This window comes from Streptomyces sp. NPDC107562, from assembly GCF_055657325.1.
In genome coordinates this window covers 39,337-57,618 of sequence record NZ_JBVKBE010000002.1, presented here as the reverse complement: position 1 = coordinate 57,618, position 18,282 = coordinate 39,337, and the positions used below count along the sequence as shown (strand labels likewise).

At 73.7% G+C, this 18,282-nt stretch carries 20 protein-coding genes and 1 riboswitch; of the genes, 12 read left to right on the top strand and 8 right to left on the bottom strand.

What is annotated here, in order from left to right; translation table 11 throughout:
* Positions 1 to 54: 54 nt before the first annotated feature.
* Positions 55 to 196: riboswitch (cobalamin riboswitch) on the bottom strand.
* Positions 197 to 363: 167 nt separating this feature from the next.
* The gene (locus tag ACZ7LV_RS06100; RefSeq protein WP_401675963.1) at positions 364 to 585 is read right to left on the bottom strand and encodes a hypothetical protein; all 222 of its coding nucleotides are present in this window, start codon (positions 583 to 585) and stop codon (positions 364 to 366) included.
* Between the two features lie 31 nt (positions 586 to 616).
* The gene (locus tag ACZ7LV_RS06095; RefSeq protein WP_471936274.1) at positions 617 to 1,858 is read right to left on the bottom strand and encodes an inorganic phosphate transporter; all 1,242 of its coding nucleotides are present in this window, start codon (positions 1,856 to 1,858) and stop codon (positions 617 to 619) included.
* 319 nt (positions 1,859 to 2,177) lie between these two features.
* Between ACZ7LV_RS06095 and ACZ7LV_RS06090 the strand changes: the two genes are divergently transcribed.
* The 3 genes from ACZ7LV_RS06090 (at position 2,178) to ACZ7LV_RS06080 (ending at position 5,768) form a co-directional block, all read left to right on the top strand.
* The gene (locus ACZ7LV_RS06090) at positions 2,178 to 2,909 is read left to right on the top strand and encodes a class II aldolase/adducin family protein (RefSeq protein WP_471936272.1); all 732 of its coding nucleotides are present in this window, start codon (positions 2,178 to 2,180) and stop codon (positions 2,907 to 2,909) included.
* 117 nt (positions 2,910 to 3,026) lie between these two features.
* A complete protein-coding gene (locus ACZ7LV_RS06085; RefSeq protein WP_471936270.1) occupies positions 3,027 to 4,154 on the top strand; it encodes an alpha/beta hydrolase family protein in 1,128 nt (375 codons plus the stop codon).
* Between the two features lie 192 nt (positions 4,155 to 4,346).
* A complete protein-coding gene (locus ACZ7LV_RS06080) occupies positions 4,347 to 5,768 on the top strand; it encodes a hypothetical protein (RefSeq protein ID WP_471936268.1) in 1,422 nt (473 codons plus the stop codon).
* 10 nt (positions 5,769 to 5,778) lie between these two features.
* Here ACZ7LV_RS06080 and ACZ7LV_RS06075 read toward each other — a convergent pair whose 3' ends face one another.
* Positions 5,779 to 6,192, bottom strand: a complete 414-nt coding sequence (locus ACZ7LV_RS06075) for a VOC family protein (RefSeq protein WP_471936266.1) — start codon at positions 6,190 to 6,192, stop codon at positions 5,779 to 5,781.
* A 194-nt stretch (positions 6,193 to 6,386) separates the two neighbouring features.
* Entirely contained in the window at positions 6,387 to 7,277 is an 891-nt protein-coding gene (gene ypfJ, locus ACZ7LV_RS06070; protein WP_401675951.1) for a KPN_02809 family neutral zinc metallopeptidase, read from the bottom strand.
* Positions 7,278 to 7,463: 186 nt separating this feature from the next.
* On the opposite strand from ypfJ, the gene ACZ7LV_RS06065 reads away from it, so the two are divergent.
* The 4 genes from ACZ7LV_RS06065 (at position 7,464) to ACZ7LV_RS06050 (ending at position 11,468) form a co-directional block, all read left to right on the top strand.
* Positions 7,464 to 8,171, top strand: a complete 708-nt coding sequence (locus ACZ7LV_RS06065) for a hypothetical protein (protein WP_471936263.1) — start codon at positions 7,464 to 7,466, stop codon at positions 8,169 to 8,171.
* A gap of 159 nt (positions 8,172 to 8,330) precedes the next feature.
* The gene (locus ACZ7LV_RS06060; protein WP_471936260.1) at positions 8,331 to 9,929 is read left to right on the top strand and encodes an ABC-F family ATP-binding cassette domain-containing protein; all 1,599 of its coding nucleotides are present in this window, start codon (positions 8,331 to 8,333) and stop codon (positions 9,927 to 9,929) included.
* A 393-nt stretch (positions 9,930 to 10,322) separates the two neighbouring features.
* Positions 10,323 to 10,544, top strand: a complete 222-nt coding sequence (locus ACZ7LV_RS06055; protein WP_018567695.1) for a helix-turn-helix domain-containing protein — start codon at positions 10,323 to 10,325, stop codon at positions 10,542 to 10,544.
* Between the two features lie 132 nt (positions 10,545 to 10,676).
* On the top strand, positions 10,677 to 11,468 hold the full coding sequence (locus tag ACZ7LV_RS06050) for an enoyl-CoA hydratase/isomerase family protein (RefSeq protein ID WP_471936257.1): 792 nt from the start codon (positions 10,677 to 10,679) through the stop codon (positions 11,466 to 11,468).
* A 4-nt stretch (positions 11,469 to 11,472) separates the two neighbouring features.
* On the opposite strand, the gene ACZ7LV_RS06045 is transcribed toward ACZ7LV_RS06050, so the two are convergent.
* Positions 11,473 to 12,213: a nucleopolyhedrovirus P10 family protein gene (locus tag ACZ7LV_RS06045; protein ID WP_471936255.1), complete on the bottom strand. Its 741-nt coding sequence runs from the start codon at positions 12,211 to 12,213 to the stop codon at positions 11,473 to 11,475.
* An 82-nt stretch (positions 12,214 to 12,295) separates the two neighbouring features.
* On the opposite strand from ACZ7LV_RS06045, the gene ACZ7LV_RS06040 reads away from it, so the two are divergent.
* The 5 genes from ACZ7LV_RS06040 to amaP all read left to right on the top strand — a co-directional run bounded on the left by ACZ7LV_RS06040 (position 12,296) and on the right by amaP (position 14,729).
* Positions 12,296 to 12,778, top strand: a complete 483-nt coding sequence (locus tag ACZ7LV_RS06040; protein ID WP_471937750.1) for an Asp23/Gls24 family envelope stress response protein — start codon at positions 12,296 to 12,298, stop codon at positions 12,776 to 12,778.
* Between the two features lie 97 nt (positions 12,779 to 12,875).
* The gene (locus ACZ7LV_RS06035; protein ID WP_189701844.1) at positions 12,876 to 13,058 is read left to right on the top strand and encodes a hypothetical protein; all 183 of its coding nucleotides are present in this window, start codon (positions 12,876 to 12,878) and stop codon (positions 13,056 to 13,058) included.
* Positions 13,055 to 13,474, top strand: a complete 420-nt coding sequence (locus ACZ7LV_RS06030; protein WP_471936252.1) for an Asp23/Gls24 family envelope stress response protein — start codon at positions 13,055 to 13,057, stop codon at positions 13,472 to 13,474. The genes ACZ7LV_RS06035 and ACZ7LV_RS06030 overlap by 4 nt, the downstream gene beginning before the upstream one ends.
* The gene (locus tag ACZ7LV_RS06025) at positions 13,471 to 14,145 is read left to right on the top strand and encodes a DUF6286 domain-containing protein (RefSeq protein WP_471936250.1); all 675 of its coding nucleotides are present in this window, start codon (positions 13,471 to 13,473) and stop codon (positions 14,143 to 14,145) included. The genes ACZ7LV_RS06030 and ACZ7LV_RS06025 overlap by 4 nt, the downstream gene beginning before the upstream one ends.
* A 5-nt stretch (positions 14,146 to 14,150) precedes the next feature.
* A complete protein-coding gene (gene amaP, locus ACZ7LV_RS06020; protein ID WP_471936248.1) occupies positions 14,151 to 14,729 on the top strand; it encodes an alkaline shock response membrane anchor protein AmaP in 579 nt (192 codons plus the stop codon).
* 5 nt (positions 14,730 to 14,734) lie between these two features.
* Here amaP and ACZ7LV_RS06015 read toward each other — a convergent pair whose 3' ends face one another.
* The 3 genes from ACZ7LV_RS06015 to ACZ7LV_RS06005 all read right to left on the bottom strand — a co-directional run bounded on the left by ACZ7LV_RS06015 (position 14,735) and on the right by ACZ7LV_RS06005 (position 18,240).
* On the bottom strand, positions 14,735 to 15,490 hold the full coding sequence (locus ACZ7LV_RS06015) for an SDR family oxidoreductase (protein ID WP_471936245.1): 756 nt from the start codon (positions 15,488 to 15,490) through the stop codon (positions 14,735 to 14,737).
* 5 nt (positions 15,491 to 15,495) lie between these two features.
* Entirely contained in the window at positions 15,496 to 17,346 is a 1,851-nt protein-coding gene (locus ACZ7LV_RS06010; protein ID WP_471936243.1) for a glycoside hydrolase family 15 protein, read from the bottom strand.
* 99 nt (positions 17,347 to 17,445) lie between these two features.
* Positions 17,446 to 18,240 carry an SURF1 family cytochrome oxidase biogenesis protein gene (locus tag ACZ7LV_RS06005; protein ID WP_471936241.1) on the bottom strand — a complete coding sequence of 265 codons (795 nt, stop codon included), beginning with the start codon at positions 18,238 to 18,240 and terminating at the stop codon, positions 17,446 to 17,448.
* Positions 18,241 to 18,282: the final 42 nt, after the last annotated feature.

Here is an 18,282-nt window from a genome sequence, read left to right as displayed (position 1 = left end):
ACTTGGCGGCCGAGCATGGCGATATGTCCTCACTCAGGGTGTCCACGCCCTGGTTCGACGAGACCGGCGGTGAGAGTTCCTGGCTCCCGGGGAGTTCCCTCCCCGGTCACAGTGGCGGGACCGCGCCGGATTCACACCGGGCTTCCTCTTCTGCCGCCGTACATGGCCCCGGAAGTCCACCACGGGGCCGGAACGGCCGTCAACTTGCTGTTGACCTGCGACGGGGCAAGTGTGCTGAGTCCCACACGCCACCGGCGGCACGGGTCTCCCGTCCGCCGCTCGCGCTGTCCCCGCGCACGACGAAGCGCCCTGCCCGGAGCCCCGTCGAGGGCACCGCGCAGGGCGCGTCGAACACCGGGGTGCTCAGGCCACGATCAGATAGATCCCGTATCCCACGGCCGCCGCGCACGCCGCGAAGGCGGCGTAGGCGCCCGTCACCGCCAGCGCCGCCGACTCGCCCTGCGCGGCCGCCCGTTCGCGCCGCGACAGAGCGGTGACACCGAGGGTGAACAGGCCCACCAGAGCCACCGTGACCACGAGGCTGACGCCGAAGACGGAGCCGAGGGCCGCCCAGTCGATCTTCATGCTTGTGCTGCTTCCTTCGGTATCAGGGTGCTCAGACCGTGGCCTGAGAGGGCGTCGGCTCCGAGGCCGTGGCCTGCCGGGGGATCGTGGCCGTGAGGTCCTCCGCCGGGGTGCCCGCCGGGGGCGGCGTCACGGCGGCCATCGCGGTCGTCACCACGCCGGCCGGTTCCCCGTCCGCGTCGTTGACGTTCGTGTGGTCCACGACCTCGCGGCGGGAGATCTTCCAGATCGCGGCGCTGGAGCCGACCAGGAAGACGGCGACCAGGGCGGTGCCCCAGGGGCCGAAGCCCGTCACCCACTCGGCGATCGCGCCGACCAGCGCGGCGGCCGGCAGGGTCAGGCCCCAGGCGACGAACATCCGGGTGGCGGTGGACCAGCGGACCACCCCGCCCTTGCGGCCGAGGCCCGCGCCCATCACCGCACCGGAGACCGAATGCGTGGTGGAGAGGGAGAAACCGAGGTGGGAGGAGGCCAGGATGACGGTCGCGGCGCTGGTCTGCGCGGCGAAGCCCTGCTGCGGCTGAAGGTCGGTCAGGCCCTTGCCCATGGTGCGGATGATGCGCCAGCCGCCGAGGTAGGTGCCGAGCGCGATGGCGAGACCCGCGGAGAGGATGACCCACAGGGGCGGGTCGGAGTCGGGGGCGAGGGTGCCGCCCGCGACCAGGGCGAGGGTGATGATGCCCATCGTCTTCTGCGCGTCGTTGGTGCCGTGCGCCAGCGAGACCAGGCCCGCGGAGGCGATCTGGCCGGCGCGGTAGCCCTTCGCGGAGGCCTTGTCGTCGGCCTTGCGGCCCAGGCGGTACGTCAGCCGGGTCGCCAGCAGCGCCGCGACGCCCGCGACCAGCGGGGCGGCGATCGCCGGGATCAGCACCTTGGTGACCAGCGCGTCGCCGTGGACGGCACCCACGCCGGCCGAGGCGACGGTGGCGCCGATCAGGCCGCCCATCAGGGCGTGCGACGAGGAGGACGGCAGGCCGACCAGCCAGGTCAGCAGGTTCCACAGGATCGCGCCGACCAGTGCGGCGAAGATGACCTCGGGACGGATGCCGCTCTCGTCGACCAGGCCCTTGGAGATCGTGTTGGCGACCTCCACGGAGAGGAAGGCGCCGACCAGGTTCAGGACGGCGGACATGGCCACCGCGACCTTGGGTCTGAGGGCACCCGTCGAGATGGTGGTGGCCATCGCGTTCGCGGTGTCGTGGAAACCGTTCGTGAAATCGAACGCGAGAGCGGTTACCACCACAATCGCGAGGATCAGCGAGATGCCTTCCATTTACCCAGGCAATCTTTCGAGGTCATTGGCTGGACGAACGTAGGTAACCCAAGTGAACGAAAGGTGAACTGAGAGGGGCTTGTGGGTGTCCGTGAAAGGGGGTGCCTGTACCGCCGGGAGGGTTCGGTCCTCGCGCCGCGCCGCCGGCCCCGTACCCCGCACGGGCAGGGGCCCTCCGCGCGCCGCACCGGCCGGGCCGGCGACCCCCGCGAAGAGACGTTGGTCACCCCGCACGAAGCGAGCCGCCCCGCCCGCGGGCGCGCCGTCGCGACAGGGCCGCGCCGGAACGCGCCGAAGGTCCGCCTGGCAGGATCGCGGCATGGCTGAAGAGCGGTGGGAACAGCGGGAGGCACCGGGCGCTCCCGACGACGCACAGGATCCGGCCGGGGCGCCGGGCGGCGGGGCGGCGGACGAGGAGGCACGGGCCTGGGAGGAGCTCGTGGCCACCGCACGCCGGACCGTCTCCGAGGGCCTGGTCGTCGGCACCTCCGGCAACGTCTCGGTACGGGTGGGGAACACGGTCCTGGTCACTCCGTCGGGCGTCCCCTACGACCGGCTCACGCCGGACGACATCACCGGCGTCGACCTCGACGGGCGCCAGGTGCGCGGGACCCTCGTACCGACCAGCGAACTGCCCCTGCACCTCGCCGTCCACCGCACCACCGACGCCCGCGCCGTCGTCCACACCCACGCCGTGCACGCCACCGCCGTCTCCACCCTCGTCCCCGAACTCCCGGTGATCCACTACATGGCCGGCGCGCTCGGCGGCCCCGTCCGCGTCGCCCCCTACGCGACCTACGGCACGGACGAGTTGGCCGAGAACATGCTCCGCGCGCTGGCCGGCCGCTCCGGCTGCCTCCTCCAGAACCACGGCACCGTCACCTACGGCGCCTCCCTCGCCCAGGCCTACGACCGCACGGCCCAGCTGGAATGGATGTGCCGCCTGTGGCTGACGGCGTCCGCCGTGCCGGGCCGCACGCCGTCCCTGCTGTCCCAGGAGCAGCTGGCGGAAGCGACCGCGCGGCTGCGGGCATACGGTCAGCGCGGCTGACGGAACCCGGGGCGCTCGCCCGTACCACCCGGGGCGCTCCCTTGCGTGCGCCACGTCGCCTCACCCCGTCCCGCCGTTCCGCTGGCCGCCGGACGGGCGGGACAGGACACTGGACGCGTGCGCACTGTCAGAGCTACGGCCGCTGCCGTCACCGCCGTGACGGTGGCCGGGGCCGCAGCGGTGGCCGCCGGCCGGTTCGCCAGTGACGCGGCGCTGAAGGCGCCGCCCGGCCGACCGCTGCCCACCGAGCCCCGGCTCACCGTGCACGGCACGGCCGCGGGCCGCGTCACCCTCACCCGCACCCTCGCCTCGCTGCGCCCCGGCAGCTACGGCCTCGCGGGCAACGGCTCCCACGCGGTGGTCGGCCCCGTCCTGGACCAGGTCCCGCACCCGCCCGACTCCGTCGTACGCCGCCTGGAACGCGTCACCCACGGCACCCTGGAGCCCGGCGACAAGGTCCGGCTCACCCCGAGCCTGCACATCGGCGACCCCCGCACCGCGCTCGGCCTGGACTGCACCGACGTCGAGATCCCCGGCGAACTCGGGTCGCTGCCCGCCTGGTTCGTGCCAGGAGCCCGGGACACCTGGATCATCACGGTGCACGGCCTGGGCGCCGGCCGGGAACTCCCTATGAACATCATGGCGTTCCTGCACGGCCTGCGCTTCCCGGTGCTCGACCTCGCCTACCGCGGAGACCCCGGCGCTCCCCGCCCCCCGGACGGCCTGAACCATCTCGGCGAGACCGAGTGGCGCGACCTGGACGCCGCCGTCCGCCACGCGACGGCCCACGGCGCCGAGCGCGTCGTCCTGTACGGCTGGTCCACCGGCGCCACCATGGCCCTGCGTGCCGCCGCGCACTCCTCGGCACGGGACCGCGTCAGCGGGCTCGTCCTGGACTCCCCGGTGCTCAACTGGGAGGCGACCCTGCGCGCCCTCGCCGCCGCCCGGCGCACCCCGAGCCCCCTCCTGCCGCTGGCGGTCCGCGCCGCCCAGGGCCGCACCGGTCTCTACGGCGACCGTATCGACGAGGCCGCCCACCCCGAGCGCCTGACGCTCCCGGCCCTGATCCTGCACGGTCCCGACGACCTGGTGGCTCCCTGGGCCTACTCCCGCCGCCTCGCCGAGCACCGTCCCGACCTGGTCACCCTCCACACCGCCGAGCAGGCCCCGCACAACGCCATGTGGAACGTGGACCCCAGCGGCTACGAAGAGGCGCTGCGCCGCTTCCTGACCCCCCTGATGTGACGCCGCGGCACCGTCCCGGCGGGCCGGTGGGCCGGACCGCCCCACCGGCCCGGCCCGCGGTTCCGTTTAACGCCGTACCACTGTCCGGATTCCGGCCGGCACCCCCTCCTCGGTGCCGTCCCTTGGCCACTCCCGTCGCCGCCCGTGACATTCCGTTTGGGTTTTCGGACCGTCAACCGGAAGACTGCACCCGTGACGTCCCGTATCCCGCGCGACTCCAGGCTCCGACTCGTCCGCCCGCGACCCCTGGCCGCCGCCCCCCGAGCGATGAACCAGCAGCGCTCGCGCCGCCCCGCCCCCCGCCCGCCGGAGGGCACCCCGGCCCCCGCGGAGCTGGCCGGAATGGCACGCTCCCGGTTGGCGGGCGCGGCCCGCGTCGCCCTCTGGGCCGATGCCGCCCTGCGCCCCGGCAACGCGACCTCCGACGGCAAGGCCACCCTCGCCGACGCGACCGCCCAACGGGCCGCGCACGAACTGGGCCTGACGCCGGCCCAGATCCGCGCGGAGTGGGACACCGCCCGACTCGCCGGGCTCGTCGAGGTGCACGGCGACAGCGCCCGCCCCGGCTGGCGGCTGCGCGCCTGGAACCGCGACGACACCGCGGTCCTGCGCGGCTGGGTCGCCTTCTTCGACGCCTGGTCGCTCGCCCACCCGGAACCCGCCCACCAGGAGCCGGCCTCGGTCGCCGAGGTCGTCTCGGCGATGCCGCAGGTGCTCTCCTTCCTCCAGCTCTCGGCCGGCCCGGTCCCCGTCGAGCAGCTCCTCGACCTGCTCCAGCAGCGGGTCACGGAACTGCGCACCGAACGCTGCGAGGTCCCCTACGGCCCCCAGCGCGAACCGGCGAGCCCCCCACCCCCCGGCACGGCGGACGTCGACGCCGCGCCCGAGGACACCGAGCTCGCCCCCCTCCTCGACTGGGCCCTGCACGCCCTCGCCTCGGTCGGCGCCCTCACCTACGGAGAAGGGCAGGCCACCCTCACCCCCCTGGGCAGCTGGGCGGTCTGGGTCAAGCTGGAGCAGATCTGCGTCGCCGCGCAGAGCCCCGCCGGGAACATCGAGGCCGTCGCCGAGGACATGCTGCGCGGCTGCGCCCAGCTGCGGCCCAACGCCGCCCGCGCCGAGTACCGCGCATGGCTCGCGGCCCGGCCCGTCGGCAGCGCCGTCACCGAACTCCTCGACGCCGCCCGCGGCGAGGACGCCCTGCTGCGCGGCCTGGCCTTCGAGGCGCTGCGCGTCGTCGGCGCGCCCGCCGAGCCCGACGTGCGCGGGGTGGTCGACGAGCCGACGCTGCGGCCGTACGCGCTGCTCTGGCTCGCCGAGCACGACGGCGCCGATCCCGAGGACGCCCACGAGGTGCTCACCCGGGAGGAGGCCACCTGGCTGTGGGTCGACACGGCCGCCGCCGTCGCCGACCACGGCGAGGCGCCCCTCCTGGTACGGCACCTGGAGTCCGCCGTGCAGCCGACCGTGCCCGCCCTGCTCGACGAGGTGCGCGCCGTGGGCCATCCGCGCACCGTGCAGGTCCTGGTCGCGCTGGCCGCCGCGCACCCCGACCCCGCGCTGGCCAAGGCCGTGCGCCGCGCGGCCTTCCAGGTGCACACCGGGGGCAGCTGAGGCCGCGCGGTCAGTCGGTCGTGCGCGGCGCGTAGGTGCCGAAGCTCCAGACGTTGCCCTCGGCGTCCCGGGCCATGTAGTCCCGTGAGCCGTAGTCCTGGTCCGTCGGGGGCATCAGGATCTCCACGCCGTGGTCCACGGCCTGCTGATGGTGCGCGTCGACGTCGTCCACGACGACGTACACCCCGGCGGGGCCCGCGTCCTTCATCACCGTGTCGAAGAGGCCGCCGCGGCCCTTGGAGCCGATCATCACCCCGCCGTTGCCCTGCACCAGCTCGGCGTGCGTCACCGTGCCGCCCTCGCCCTCGTACACGGCAAGCTCCGTGAAACCGAGGCCCTCCGTGAGCTGTCGGATCGCCGCTTTCGCGTCCGCGTACAGCAAGGTCGGGTAGATGCTCGGACCGCCACCGCTCGTGCCTGCCATGCCGATCACTCCTTCGTGCGTCGGGGCTGTGCGCCGGTGCCGCGGTCGCCGTACGGGGACCGCGGCCGGTGCCCTCATCCTGGCACCCGCCACCGACAACGCCGCCCGGTACGCCCGAAAGCCGCCGTCCTGTGGCCGGTCACGGCGAGACCGGCCGAAATCGCCCCGTGCCGCGCCGAGTCGGCGGGCACGGCTCAGCCGAAGGTGTTGCACCGGGCCATGTCCCCGGTCCGGTAGCCCTGCTCGAACCACGCCTGCCGCTGCTGCGCCGACCCGTGCGTCCACGTCTCCGGCGTCACCCGTCCCTGGTACCGCTCCTGGATCCGGTCGTCGCCGACGGCCGCCGCCGCGTCCAGGCCGTCCCGGATGTCGGCCTCGGTGAGGCTGGTGATCAGCGGCCGCCCGGTCGACTCGTCCGGGGTCGTCGTGGCGTGGTGCGCCCAGACCCCGGCGTAGCAGTCCGCCTGGAGCTCCACCTTCACCGCGTTGCTGTTCGCGCCCGTGCCGCCGTCCTGCGCGCGGCCGAGGGTGCCCATCAGGTCCTGCACGTGGTGCCCGTACTCGTGGGCCACGACGTACGCCTGCGCGAACGGCCCGCCGCTGGAGCCGAACTTCGTCCGCAGCTCGTCGAAGAACCCCAGGTCCAAGTAGACCTTCCGGTCGCCGGGGCAGTAGAACGGCCCGACCGCCGAGGTCGCCGCGCCGCACGCGGTGCCGACCCGCTGGCTGAAGAAGACGGTGGGGGAGCGCGAGTAGGTGCCCCTGCGCCGCTGGAACTCCTCGTCCCAGAAGTCCTGCACGCTGTTGACGACGGCCACCATCCGGCAGTCGTCCTTGGTGTTCGCGTCCTGCCCGGTACGGCAGTTCTGCTGCACCTGCGCCAGCGAGGACGACGTGGGCACCGGCTGCGCGCTCCCGTCGGTCAGGCCCAGCTGGTCCGGCCCGACACCGAAGAAGAGGCCGAGGAGCAGCGCCAGCAGACCGGCGAGGCCACCGCCGACGGTCGCCCTGCCACCGGGGATCCGGCTGCCGCGCACGTCCTGCACCTCGGACGTGTCCAGCCTGGCGTCGTCGTCGAACTGCATGAACGCACCACCCTCTGCCGCGCAGTCCCCCTGACGCCATCCTCACGGGCCCCGGGCCTCCCGGCGCCGGACGGACGTCCGAACGGGCGACGTGCCCACCGCGGGCCCGGCACCTCCCGGGGGCACCCGGCACCCCTGGTTACGCTTTTGCGCCTGTCCGCGAGCACGGCCGACGAAGGGAGCCCGGTGGCCGTCCTGCCGGCCGTGGCGAAGCCGACCGATCCCCTCACCCCGGACACGGCACCCTCCCCACCCCCGCCCCCGCGACGCGCACCCCGCCGCCTCCCGGCAGCCGTCGCCGCCCTCCTGCTCACGGCCCCGCTCCTGGCGGCCGCCCACCAGGCCCGACCGGCCCCCTACGGCGACCGCCTCGTCGTGCACGCGCGCGTGCAGCACCCTCCGGCGGAGCTGCGGCTGCGCGGGGGAGCCGTCGAGGCGTACGAGCGGGCCACGGAGCGGGTGCGCTGGCGCTACACCCGTGACGGAGCCCGGCCCCTGACCGTGCTGCCCGCGCGCGGGGAGGCGATCACGCTGTGGGACGACGGACTCGTCACCGACACCCGCACCGACGGCACCGGCGTCCGCTGGCACCGCGCGCTCCCGGCCGCCGCCGGGTGGCTCTCCGCACACGGCGGCGGAGGCGTCCTGCGTCCGCTGGGCCGCGGCATCCTCGCCGTCGTCACCCCGGGCCGCGTCGCGGCGTACCGCACCGCCGACGGCGACCTGCGCTGGGTACTGCCCGCCCGCCCAGGGTGCGCGTTCCGGCCGGAACGCGCGCTGCGCCGGGGCGGCGCCCTGCTGCTCGCCCAGCCCTGCGCCCGCGCCGCCTGGACCACCCAGCTCGTCGCCGTCGACGACCTCGGCCGGATCGCCCCCGAGGGCCCGGGACGGTGAGGAGGAGACCCCGCACCCGCCGCGGGAACGGACGCAGCCGCCGAAACGGGTTGCATCGCCCCGTTAGACTGGCCCCATGGCCATTCTCCTCGCGCATTAGACGGCGGGAAACGTCCTCAGCCGCCCATCCCGCCAACCACCCGCCCCAGGAGTCTGTCCGTGATCTCCGCCTCCGGCATCGAGCTGCGCGCCGGCGCTCGCGTCCTCATCGAATCCGCCACCTTCCGTGTCGCCAAGGGCGACCGCATCGGCCTGGTCGGCCGCAACGGCGCCGGCAAGACCACCCTGACCAAGGTCCTCGCAGGCGAGGGCCAGCCCGCCGGCGGCACGGTCACCCGCTCCGGCGAGGTGGGCTACCTCCCCCAGGACCCGCGCACCGGCGACCTCGACGTGCTCGCCCGCGACCGCGTCCTGTCCGCGCGCGGCCTCGACGTGCTGATCCGCAAGATGCGCGACAACGAGCAGCGCATCGCCAACGGCAAGGGCGCCACCCGCGACAAGGCGATGAAGCAGTACGAGCGCCAGGAGACGGAGTTCCTGACCAAGGGCGGGTACGCCGCCGAGGCCGAGGCCGCCACCATCGCCGCCGCGCTGAACCTGCCCGACCGGGTGCTCGGGCAGCCCCTGCACACGCTCTCCGGCGGTCAGCGCCGCCGGATCGAGCTCGCCAGGATCCTGTTCTCGGACGCCGACACCCTGCTGCTCGACGAGCCCACCAACCACCTCGACGCGGACTCGATCATCTGGCTGCGGGACTACCTCAAGACCTACCGCGGCGGCTTCATCGTCATCTCCCACGACGTCGACCTGGTCGAAACGGTCGTCAACAAGGTGTTCTACCTGGACGCCAACCGCTCCCAGATCGACGTCTACAACATGGGCTGGAAGCTCTACCAGCAGCAGCGCGAGGCCGACGAGAAGCGCCGCAAGCGCGAGCGGCAGAACGCGGAGAAGAAGGCCGCCGCGCTGCACTCGCAGGCCGACAAGATGCGCGCCAAGGCCACCAAGACGGTCGCCGCGCAGAACATGGCCCGCCGCGCGGACAAGCTGCTCAGCGGCCTGGAGGCCGTCCGGCAGTCCGACAAGGTCGCCAAGCTCCGCTTCCCCGAGCCCTCGCCGTGCGGCAAGACGCCGCTCACTGCCGAGGGACTGTCGAAGTCGTACGGCTCGCTGGAGATCTTCACCGACGTCGACCTGGCGATCGACAAGGGCTCCCGGGTCGTCATCCTCGGCCTCAACGGCGCCGGCAAGACCACCCTGCTGCGGCTCCTCGGCGGGGTGGAGAAGCCGGACACCGGACAGGTGATCGAGGGACACGGCCTGAAGCTCGGCTACTACGCGCAGGAGCACGAGACCCTCGACCCCGAGCGCACGGTCCTGGAGAACATGCGCTCCGCCAACCCCGACCTCGACCTCGTCGAGGTCCGCAAGACGCTCGGCTCCTTCCTGTTCTCCGGCGACGACGTCGACAAGCCGGCCGGGGTCCTCTCCGGCGGCGAGAAGACCCGTCTCGCCCTGGCGACCCTCGTGGTGTCCTCGGCGAACGTGCTGCTCCTCGACGAGCCCACCAACAACCTCGACCCGGCCAGCCGCGAGGAGATCCTCGGCGCGCTGCGCACCTACAAGGGCGCGGTCGTGCTCGTCACCCACGACGAGGGCGCCGTCGAGGCGCTCCAGCCGGAGCGGATCATCCTGCTGCCCGACGGCGTGGAGGACCTGTGGGGCGCGGACTACGCGGATCTGGTCGCCCTCGCCTGACCGCCCCGCCCGTTCGATGACCGATCGGTCGCTCGACCGATCGGTCAGTTCCGCTTGACCGAATGGTTGATCCACTGCCTATGGATCATTCGGCCTAGCCGTGATCCATCATCTGTGTGAGATCTCCTCGTACCCCGGTGTGTCCTACACCGATTTCCCGCCGCATCCCTTTATCGACAAGGGCTTGGCGGCGCCGCGGGCCTGACCTGGCACTTCACGGAACAACCCGTTCGGCTGCATGCGCACCGCGCGGCGGAACCATGAATTCCTCTTGTGGGGATGTGCTCCTGTCGTCACCACCCTCATCCACGGACCTTGCCGAATGGGTGGCCATGAGGGCCCGGAGGGGTGATCATGAGGGGACCAGAGCGCACTTCCCATGAGGAGGCACGGGTGGCCGAGACTCTGAAGAAGGGCAGCCGGGTGACCGGCGCCGCGCGCGACAAGCTCGCGGCAGACCTGAAGAAGAAGTACGACGCCGGTGCGAGCATCCGGGCATTGGCCGAGGAGACCGGCCGCTCGTATGGCTTTGTGCACCGCATGCTCAGCGAGTCGGGCGTCACGCTTCGTGGGCGTGGCGGGGCGACCCGGGGCAAGAAGGCCGCTTCGGCCTGACGCCCGGGTGTTCCCTCGACTTCGATGGTGACCACCCGGTCGGTCCGGTGATCGGCCGGGTGGTTACTGTGCAGTCACTTAGGAGTGCCTCGGTACGGCACTCACGATGACCGCATCCATCGGAGGCGCCCCATGGCTTCGCTCGACCCGGTACTCGACAAGGACGGCGTACGGCTCACCGTCGACGACGCGCTCGCGACGGTGACGCTGACCAACCCGGCCAAGCGCAACGCGCAGAGCCCCGCTCTGTGGCGGGCGTTGGCCGAGGCGGGCCGGCTGCTGCCGGGCACCGTCCGCGTGGTCGTGCTGCGCGCCGAGGGCAAGTCGTTCTCGGCGGGCCTCGACCGGCAGGCCTTCACTCCCGAGGGCTTCGACGGCGAGCCGTCCTTCATCGACCTCGCGCGCGGCGACGACGCGGAGCTGGACGCGACCATCGCCGAGTACCAGGACGGGTTCACCTGGTGGCGGCGCAGTGACATCATCTCCGTCGCCGCCGTGCAGGGGCACGCCATCGGCGCGGGTTTCCAACTCGCCCTCGCCTGTGACCTGCGCGTCGTCGCCGACGACGTGCAGTTCGCCATGCGCGAGACCAGCCTGGGCCTGGTCCCCGACCTGACCGGCACGCATCCGCTCGTCGGGCTCGTCGGGTACGCCCGCGCGCTCGAGATCTGCGTCACGGGACGCTCCGTGCAGGCGGACGAGGCCGTGCAGACGGGCCTGGCGAACGTCGCCGTGCCGGGGGCCGAGCTCGATGGCGCCGTCCGTGACCTGGCGGCGGCGCTCCTGGCTGCGCCGCGCGACGCGGTGATCGAGACCAAGGCGCTGCTGCGGGCCGCGGGCGGCCGGAGCTACGAGGAGCAGCGCGTCGCCGAACGCGCGGCGCAGGCACGGAGGTTGCGCGACCTCGCGGGGCTCGGCGAGTGACGCCTCAGCCGAGCACGACCGCCGTGACCAGCACGGCCACCGTCGGATGATCCGACAGGGCGATGCCCACCCTGGTGCGGACCTTCCGGGCCACCTCCAGGGCCCGGTGGTCCGCGTCGACGGCCAGTTCCACGCGGACGTGCCGGCGCGCTGACGCGGCATCCCCCGGACCGTCGCCGATGTGCACCGCACGGCCCGTCCCGCCCAGCACGCCGGTCAGGCAGGACACCCCCGGCACCGCCAGCGCCGCGGCGGCCGCGGCCCCTGCCTCGCCGTCCACGGGCAGGCGGGCCCGCTGCGGCTGCGGCTGCGGTGGCGGTGCCTCGGATTCCGTCTCCTCGTCGACCAGGGCGTCGACGAGCCCGGTGACCCGCAGGTCGACCTCCGCCACCGTCAGCCCGAGCCGCTGCTCCGCCGCCGCCGACAGGGCCGTGCGCAACCGGTCGGCCGTGGTCGGCAGCGGCTCGGCGGCCGTGGCCGCGAAGTCGGCCGTCACCCGGAGCGGTCCGGGCGGCAGGGCGCTCGGCGGCGCGGGAACGGAGGGCGCGGGCGCGGCGTCCGGATCCCCGAGCGTGAGCCGGAGCGCCCCCGGACGTACCCCCGGCACCGCGTTCGCCGCGCGGCGCAGGACCGCCCCGGCCGCGTCCTCCGTGATCCACGCGCCGTCGCTCGGCCCGCCCAGCGGGAGCAGTCTGCCGAGGTTCAGCTGCTGTCGTACTGCCTGCGTCCATCGGTCCGCCGTCATTGCTCCAGCCTGCCGTATTCCCGGCGCGGGCCGGTGAAGCCTCACTTACGGTGGCCGCATGACTACGGAAGGACGCGCGGCGATGACCGACATGGACCGGGACCGGACGCAGACCTCCGAAGGGGAGGTCGAGTCGACGGCGCAGACCCGCAGGCCCGTCAGGCGCGGCGGCGGGGACCCCGGGAGCCGGGGCAGGACCACCATCGCCGACGGCGTCGTGGAGAAGATCGCCGGACTCGCCGCCCGGGACGTCGTGGGCGTCCACGCGATGGGCAGCGGACTGAGCCGCACGCTGGGGGCCGTGCGGGACCGGGTGCCCGGCGGGTCGAAGTCGGTGACGCGGGGCGTGAAGGCCGAGGTCGGCGAGGTGCAGACCGCGCTCGACCTGGAGATCGTCGTCGACTACGGGGTGTCGATCGCGGACGTCGCGCGCGCCGTCCGGGAGAACGTGGTCGCGGCCGTGGAGCGGATGACGGGCCTGGAGGTCGTCGAGGTCAACATCGCGGTGAGCGACGTCAAGCTGCCGGACGAGGAGGACGAGGAACCGGAGCCACGGATCCAGTGACGTACCGTCACGCCGCGACCGGAATGCACCACAATGGCAGGGAAAGCATCTCTACGGGCCCGAACGACCCGCACGGCTACGAGCTGAGGAGCGCACGATGAGCAGGGCCGTGGTCGGCATGATCGCCGGAATGGCGCTGGGCTTCGCCGGATACTTCGGCGGGTTCGGCGCGTTCGTGCTGGTGGCGGCGCTGGGCGCCGTCGGGTTCGTCGTCGGCCGGTTCCTGGAAGGGGATCTGGAAGTCGGCGACTTCTTCCGTACTCGCGACCGGCGGCGGTGACGTCCGTGAGCGGCGGGCCGGACGAACCCCGCGGGGCGAGCGGCGTCACCCCGGCGGGTGAACGCGGGCAGACGACGATCGCCGACCGGGTGGTCGCGAAGATCGCCGCCCAGGCCGCCCGCGAGGCGCTCGGGCCGCTGCCGCAGGAGGCCGCCCGTCCACAGGCGACGGTCGTGGTGCGCCCCCAGCCCCACGGCGCCGCCGGACCGGCGGGAACGCCCGCCGACACCGCCCGGGTCCGGGTCCATCTCGAACTGGACTACCCGAGCGACATCGGTTCCCGGTGCGCCGGGGTGCGTCGTCATGTGGTCGAGCGGGTAGGCGCGTTGGTGGGAATGGAGGTTCCGGAGGTCGCGGTCCAGGTGGAGCGGCTGCACCTGGCGGCGGCACACGCGGCGCAGGGGAGGACCCGATGAGCGAGCCCGAGGGCTCCGAGGGCACCACACAGAGACTGCCGGTCATCGAGAAGGCCGAGCCGGCGCTGGGCCAGTCCGCGTCGGCCGCCGCCTACGAACCCCGGCCCGGCGCCGACGGCGAGGACGGCAGGACGCGCCGCTTCTGGTCGGCCCGCCGTGTCCCCGCGGCCCTCACCGCCACCCTGATCCTGGTCCTGGCGGGCGCCTTCCTCTACGACGTCGCGGCCGTACGGGCCGGACGGCAGGCCATGTGGTGGCGTCGCGAACTGGCCCGGCAGCTCGCCGCACGCCCCCTCGACGACATCTGGGTCCTGGTCGGCGCGGGTGTCGCCGCCGCCCTCGGCCTCTGGCTGCTCGTGCTCGCGGCGACACCCGGACTGCGCGCCGTCCTGCCCATGCGGCGCACCCATCCCGACGTCCGCGCCGTGCTGGACCGCGCCGCCGCCGCGACCGTCCTGCGTGACCGGGCCCTGGAGGTCTCCGGCGTGCAGTCGGCGCGGGTGCGGATGGGCCGCAGGCGCGCCGACGTCCGCGCGGTGTCGCACTTCCGTGAACTCGACGACGTACGCGCCGACCTGGACGCCGTGCTCGCCGACGCGATCCGGGCCCTGGGCCTGTCCCGGAGCCCCGCGCTGTCGGTGCACGTCCGCCGGCCCGGCCGGAAGGGGTGAGGGGAATGCTCGGGACCGTCAACCGGGTACTGCTCGGCGTCGTGGGACTCGTGCTGCTCGTGCTGGGCGGTGCGGTGCTGGCCGTCGGGCTCGGGGTGGAGGCACCGTCCTGGTGGATCCACACCGGCCGGGACGACGTACTGCTGGCCGACGCCGAACGGACCCGCTGGCGGGAGGCGGGCTGGTGGTGGCCGGCCGTCCTCGCCGCGCTCGCGGTGCTGTTCCTGCTCGCCCTGTGGTGGCTGGTCGCGGCGGTGCGAAGGCGCCGGCTCGCCGAGGTGCTCGTGGACACCGGCGACGGGGAGGGCGCCCTGCTGCGCGGGCGGGCCCTGGAGGACGTGCTCGCCGCCGAGGCGACCACCCTGGACGGTGTGGCCCGCGCGCACGTCCGCCTCAGGGGCCGTCGCACCGCTCCCGAGGCCCGCGCCAGGCTCCTGCTGGAACCCGACGTGGACCCGGGGGAGGCGCTGCACCACCTGACGACCCGTGCGCTCACCCACGCCCGGAACTCGGCGGGGCTGGCGTCGCTGCCGGCGAAGGTCCGGCTGAAGGGCGTCAGGCACCGTGCGGAAAGGGTCAGTTGACGGCCTCAGAAGCCGTGCCGGGCGCCGCCGTCCACCGACACCATGACCCCGGTCACGTACGACGCGGCCGGCGACAGCAGGAAGGCCGCCGTCCGTCCGAACTCCTGCGGGGTTCCGTAGCGCCGCAGCGGAATCCGCGACTCCGCGGCCGCCCGGGTGGCCTCCGGGTCGGCCGACAGCGAGTCCAGCTCCCGCACCCGGTCGGTGTCGATCCGCCCCGGCAGCACGCCCACCACCCGCACGCCCCGCGGCCCCAGCTCGTCCGACAGCGACTTGGCGAACCCGGCCAGCCCCGGCCGCAGGGCGTTCGAGATCGTCAGCGCCGGAATCGGCTCGTACACCGAGCCCGAGAGCACGAACCCGACGACACCCCCGCCCTCCAGCTCCGCCGCCGCCGCGCGGGCCAGCCGCACCGCCCCGAGGAACACCGACTCGAAAGCGGTCTGCCACTGCTCGTCGGTGACGTCGGCGGCGAACCCCGCGGGCGGACCGCCCACGCTGACGAGAATCCCGTCGAACCCGCCGAACCGCTCCCGCGCCGCGCCGATCAGCCGTGCCGCCGCCTGCGGGTCGGCGTTGTCCACGGCCACGCCGTGGGCGTTCGGCCCCAGCTCGGCCGCCGCGTCGGCGACGCGCTTCTCGTCCCGCCCCGTCACGACGACCTTCGCACCCTCGGCCACCAGTTCACGCGCGGAGGCGTTGCCCAGTCCGCGGGTGGCCCCGGTGACGACGTACACCCGGTCCTTCAGTCCAAGATCCATGCGCCCTATCCTGCCTCCTCGTCCCCGAACAGGGCGAGGGCCGTGTTCACCAGACCGATGTGGCTGAACGCCTGCGGGAAGTTGCCGAGCTGGCGGCCGGCCACGGGGTCGTACTCCTCCGCCAGCAGCCCCACGTCGTTGGTCAGCCCCACCAGTTGCTCGAACAACTCCCGGGCCTCCTGTGTGCGGCCCGTCATGTGCAGCGCGTCCGCGAGCCAGAACGAGCACACCAGGAAGGTGCCCTCACCGCCGGGCAGCCCGTCGACGGCCGTGCGCTCGGCGCTGTAGCGGTGCAGGAAGCCGCCCTGGCACAGCTCGGCGCGGACCGCGTCGATAGTGCCCGTCACCCGCGGATCGTCCGGCGGCAGGAAGCCCACGCGCGGGATGAGCAGCGTGGCGGCGTCCAGTTCGCGCGAGCCGTAGTACTGCGTGAAGGTGTTGCGCTCCGGGTCGTAGCCCTGCTCGCACACCTCCCGGTGCACCTCCTCGCGGAACTCCCGCCAGCCCTCCAGATCACCCTTCAGCTCAGGATCGCGCTCCATGGTGCGCACCGCGCGGTCCGCGGCCACCCACACCATCACCTTGGAGTGCACGAACTGCTTGCGGCCGCCGCGCACCTCCCACAGGCCCTCGTCCGGCTGCCGCCACGCGGAGCGCAGGAACTCCATCAGGGCGCACTCCAGTTGCCACATGTGCGGCTTGACGGTCATTCCCGAGATCCGTGCCAGCGACAGCGAGTCCATCACCTGGCCGTACACGTCCAGCTGCAACTGCAGCACGGCGTCGTTGCCGATGCGCACCGGGGCGGAACCGGCGAATCCGGCGAGCCAGGGCAGCTCGGCCTCGGGAAGGCGTCGCTCACCCGCCAGCCCGTACATGATCTGCATGTCCGCGGGGGCGCCCGCCACCGCGCGCACCAGCCAGTCGCGCCACGCCTCCGCCTCCTCGTGGTACCCGGCGGCCAGCAGCGCGCCCAGGGTGAGGGTGGAGTCGCGCAGCCAGCAGTACCGGTAGTCCCAGTTGCGCACGCCGCCGAGCTCCTCGGGGAGGGAGGTGGTGGCGGCGGCGACGATGCCACCGGTCGGCGCGTAGGTGAGGGCCTTCAGAGTGATCAGCGAGCGGAGCACGGCGTCCCGGTGCGGGCCCCGGTAGCGGCAGCGGGCCGACCACGCCTCCCAGTCCGCGACGCTGTGGCGCAGCGACTCGTAGGGGTCGACGAGGGGCGGGCGCGGCTCGTGCGAGGGGTGCCAGGTGAGCACGAACGCGACCTTCTCGCCCGCGCCGATGGTGAACTCCGAGTGCGTGCCGAAGTCCTCGCCCCAGGTGGGCACATGCGGCTCGCTGCGCAGCCACGCCGAGTCCGGGCCCGCGACGGCGACCCGGTGCCCGTCCGTGCGGCGCATCCACGGCACGATCGAGCCGTAGTCGAAGCGCAGCCGCAGGGTGCTGCGGACGGTCACCCGGCCGCTGAGCCCCTCCACGATCCGGACGACGTCGGGGGCTCGGTCGCGCTGCGGCATCAGGTCGGTGACACGGATCGATCCCTCGGGGGTGTCCCATTCGGTGTCCAGCACCAGCGTGCCGGGGCGGTAGGCGCGGCGGGCGCAGGTGGGCCGCGTGCTGGCGGTGCCGTCGGATTCCGCGGCGGCGACGGGGGCGATGCGCCAGTGGCCGTTGTCCTCGTCGCCGAGCAGCCGGGCGAAGCAGGCGGCCGAGTCGAAGCGGGGCAGGCACAGCCAGTCGATGGAGCCGTCCGTGCCGACGAGCGCGGCGGTCTGTTCGTCACCGATGAGGGCGTAGTCCTCGATGCGGCGGTCGGTGATGTCCTCGGCGGGTTCTCTGGTGGGCGGGTGCACGGAGTGCGGGTTCCCGGGGGAACCGCGGGGCAATCCGGGTCCTCGCGGGCCACGGCCGGGCAGGGCGGTGCGCGCCGGCGCGGACCGCTCGGGCGCGGGTCACACCGGCGCGGGCACGGTCTCCTCCTGCCGCTCCCCGGCCGCCGCCTGCGCGCGGTCCCGGGCCTCGCGGCGGGCGAGGATCACCCAGCCGACGGGGACGCCCGCCGAGAACAGCCACCACTGGACGGCGTACGCCATGTGGTTGCCGATGCCGTCGTGGTCCGGGGCGGGGATCAGCTCGGGTGTGTCGCCCTTCGGCTCGGGCGCGGTCAGTTCGACGTAACCGCCGAGGACCTGCTTGCCGAGGCGCTCGGCCTCCCGCGCGCTGTCGATCAGCATGATCTGGCGGTCCGGCAGGCCCCGCACGTTCTTGATGCCGCTCTCGGCGGTGGTCTGGTCGGGCATCAGGCGCCCGGTGACCGTCGTCTCACCCGCCGGGGGCGCGGGAAGCTTCGGGAACGCCGTCTGGCTCAGCCCGTCCGTGGGCACCCAGCCCCGGTTGACGAGCAGCACCTTGCCGTCGTCCAGGACGAAGGGGGTGAGGACGTGGTAGCCGACCTCGTCGTCCGCGTTGGTGCGGCGGCGTACGACGACCTCGTGCGCGGTGTCGAACTGTCCCCGCGCGGTGACGCGCCGGTACAGGTCGGCGTCGTCGACCTCGGCTCCGGGCGCGGTCAGGGACTCGACGGGGACCGGTGCGGCGGCCAGCGACGCGGCGATCACACCGTTCAGCGCCACCCTGCGCTCGTGCCGGTGCAGCTGCCAGAAGCCCAGCTCGATCATCGTCGGGATGAGGGCGAGGGCGACAAGGGTGAGGATCACCCACTGCCGGGACAACAGGAAGCGGTACACCCCACGACCGTACATCTCGGGCCGTGGGGTGCGGTGCGTGGG

Coding starts and splice junctions, on each gene's coding strand:
- ACZ7LV_RS06075 (WP_471936266.1), bottom strand. CDS start 6,192: ATGGCAGGCACGAGCGGTGGCGGTCCGAGCATCTACCCGACCTTGCTG.
- ACZ7LV_RS06095 (WP_471936274.1), bottom strand. CDS start 1,858: ATGGAAGGCATCTCGCTGATCCTCGCGATTGTGGTGGTAACCGCTCTC.
- amaP (WP_471936248.1), top strand. CDS start 14,151: ATGCTCGGGACCGTCAACCGGGTACTGCTCGGCGTCGTGGGACTCGTG.
- ACZ7LV_RS06100 (WP_401675963.1), bottom strand. CDS start 585: ATGAAGATCGACTGGGCGGCCCTCGGCTCCGTCTTCGGCGTCAGCCTC.
- ACZ7LV_RS06015 (WP_471936245.1), bottom strand. CDS start 15,490: ATGGATCTTGGACTGAAGGACCGGGTGTACGTCGTCACCGGGGCCACC.
- ACZ7LV_RS06025 (WP_471936250.1), top strand. CDS start 13,471: ATGAGCGAGCCCGAGGGCTCCGAGGGCACCACACAGAGACTGCCGGTC.
- ypfJ (WP_401675951.1), bottom strand. CDS start 7,277: ATGCAGTTCGACGACGACGCCAGGCTGGACACGTCCGAGGTGCAGGAC.
- ACZ7LV_RS06050 (WP_471936257.1), top strand. CDS start 10,677: ATGGCTTCGCTCGACCCGGTACTCGACAAGGACGGCGTACGGCTCACC.
- ACZ7LV_RS06040 (WP_471937750.1), top strand. CDS start 12,296: ATGACCGACATGGACCGGGACCGGACGCAGACCTCCGAAGGGGAGGTC.
- ACZ7LV_RS06035 (WP_189701844.1), top strand. CDS start 12,876: ATGAGCAGGGCCGTGGTCGGCATGATCGCCGGAATGGCGCTGGGCTTC.
- ACZ7LV_RS06090 (WP_471936272.1), top strand. CDS start 2,178: ATGGCTGAAGAGCGGTGGGAACAGCGGGAGGCACCGGGCGCTCCCGAC.
- ACZ7LV_RS06045 (WP_471936255.1), bottom strand. CDS start 12,213: ATGACGGCGGACCGATGGACGCAGGCAGTACGACAGCAGCTGAACCTC.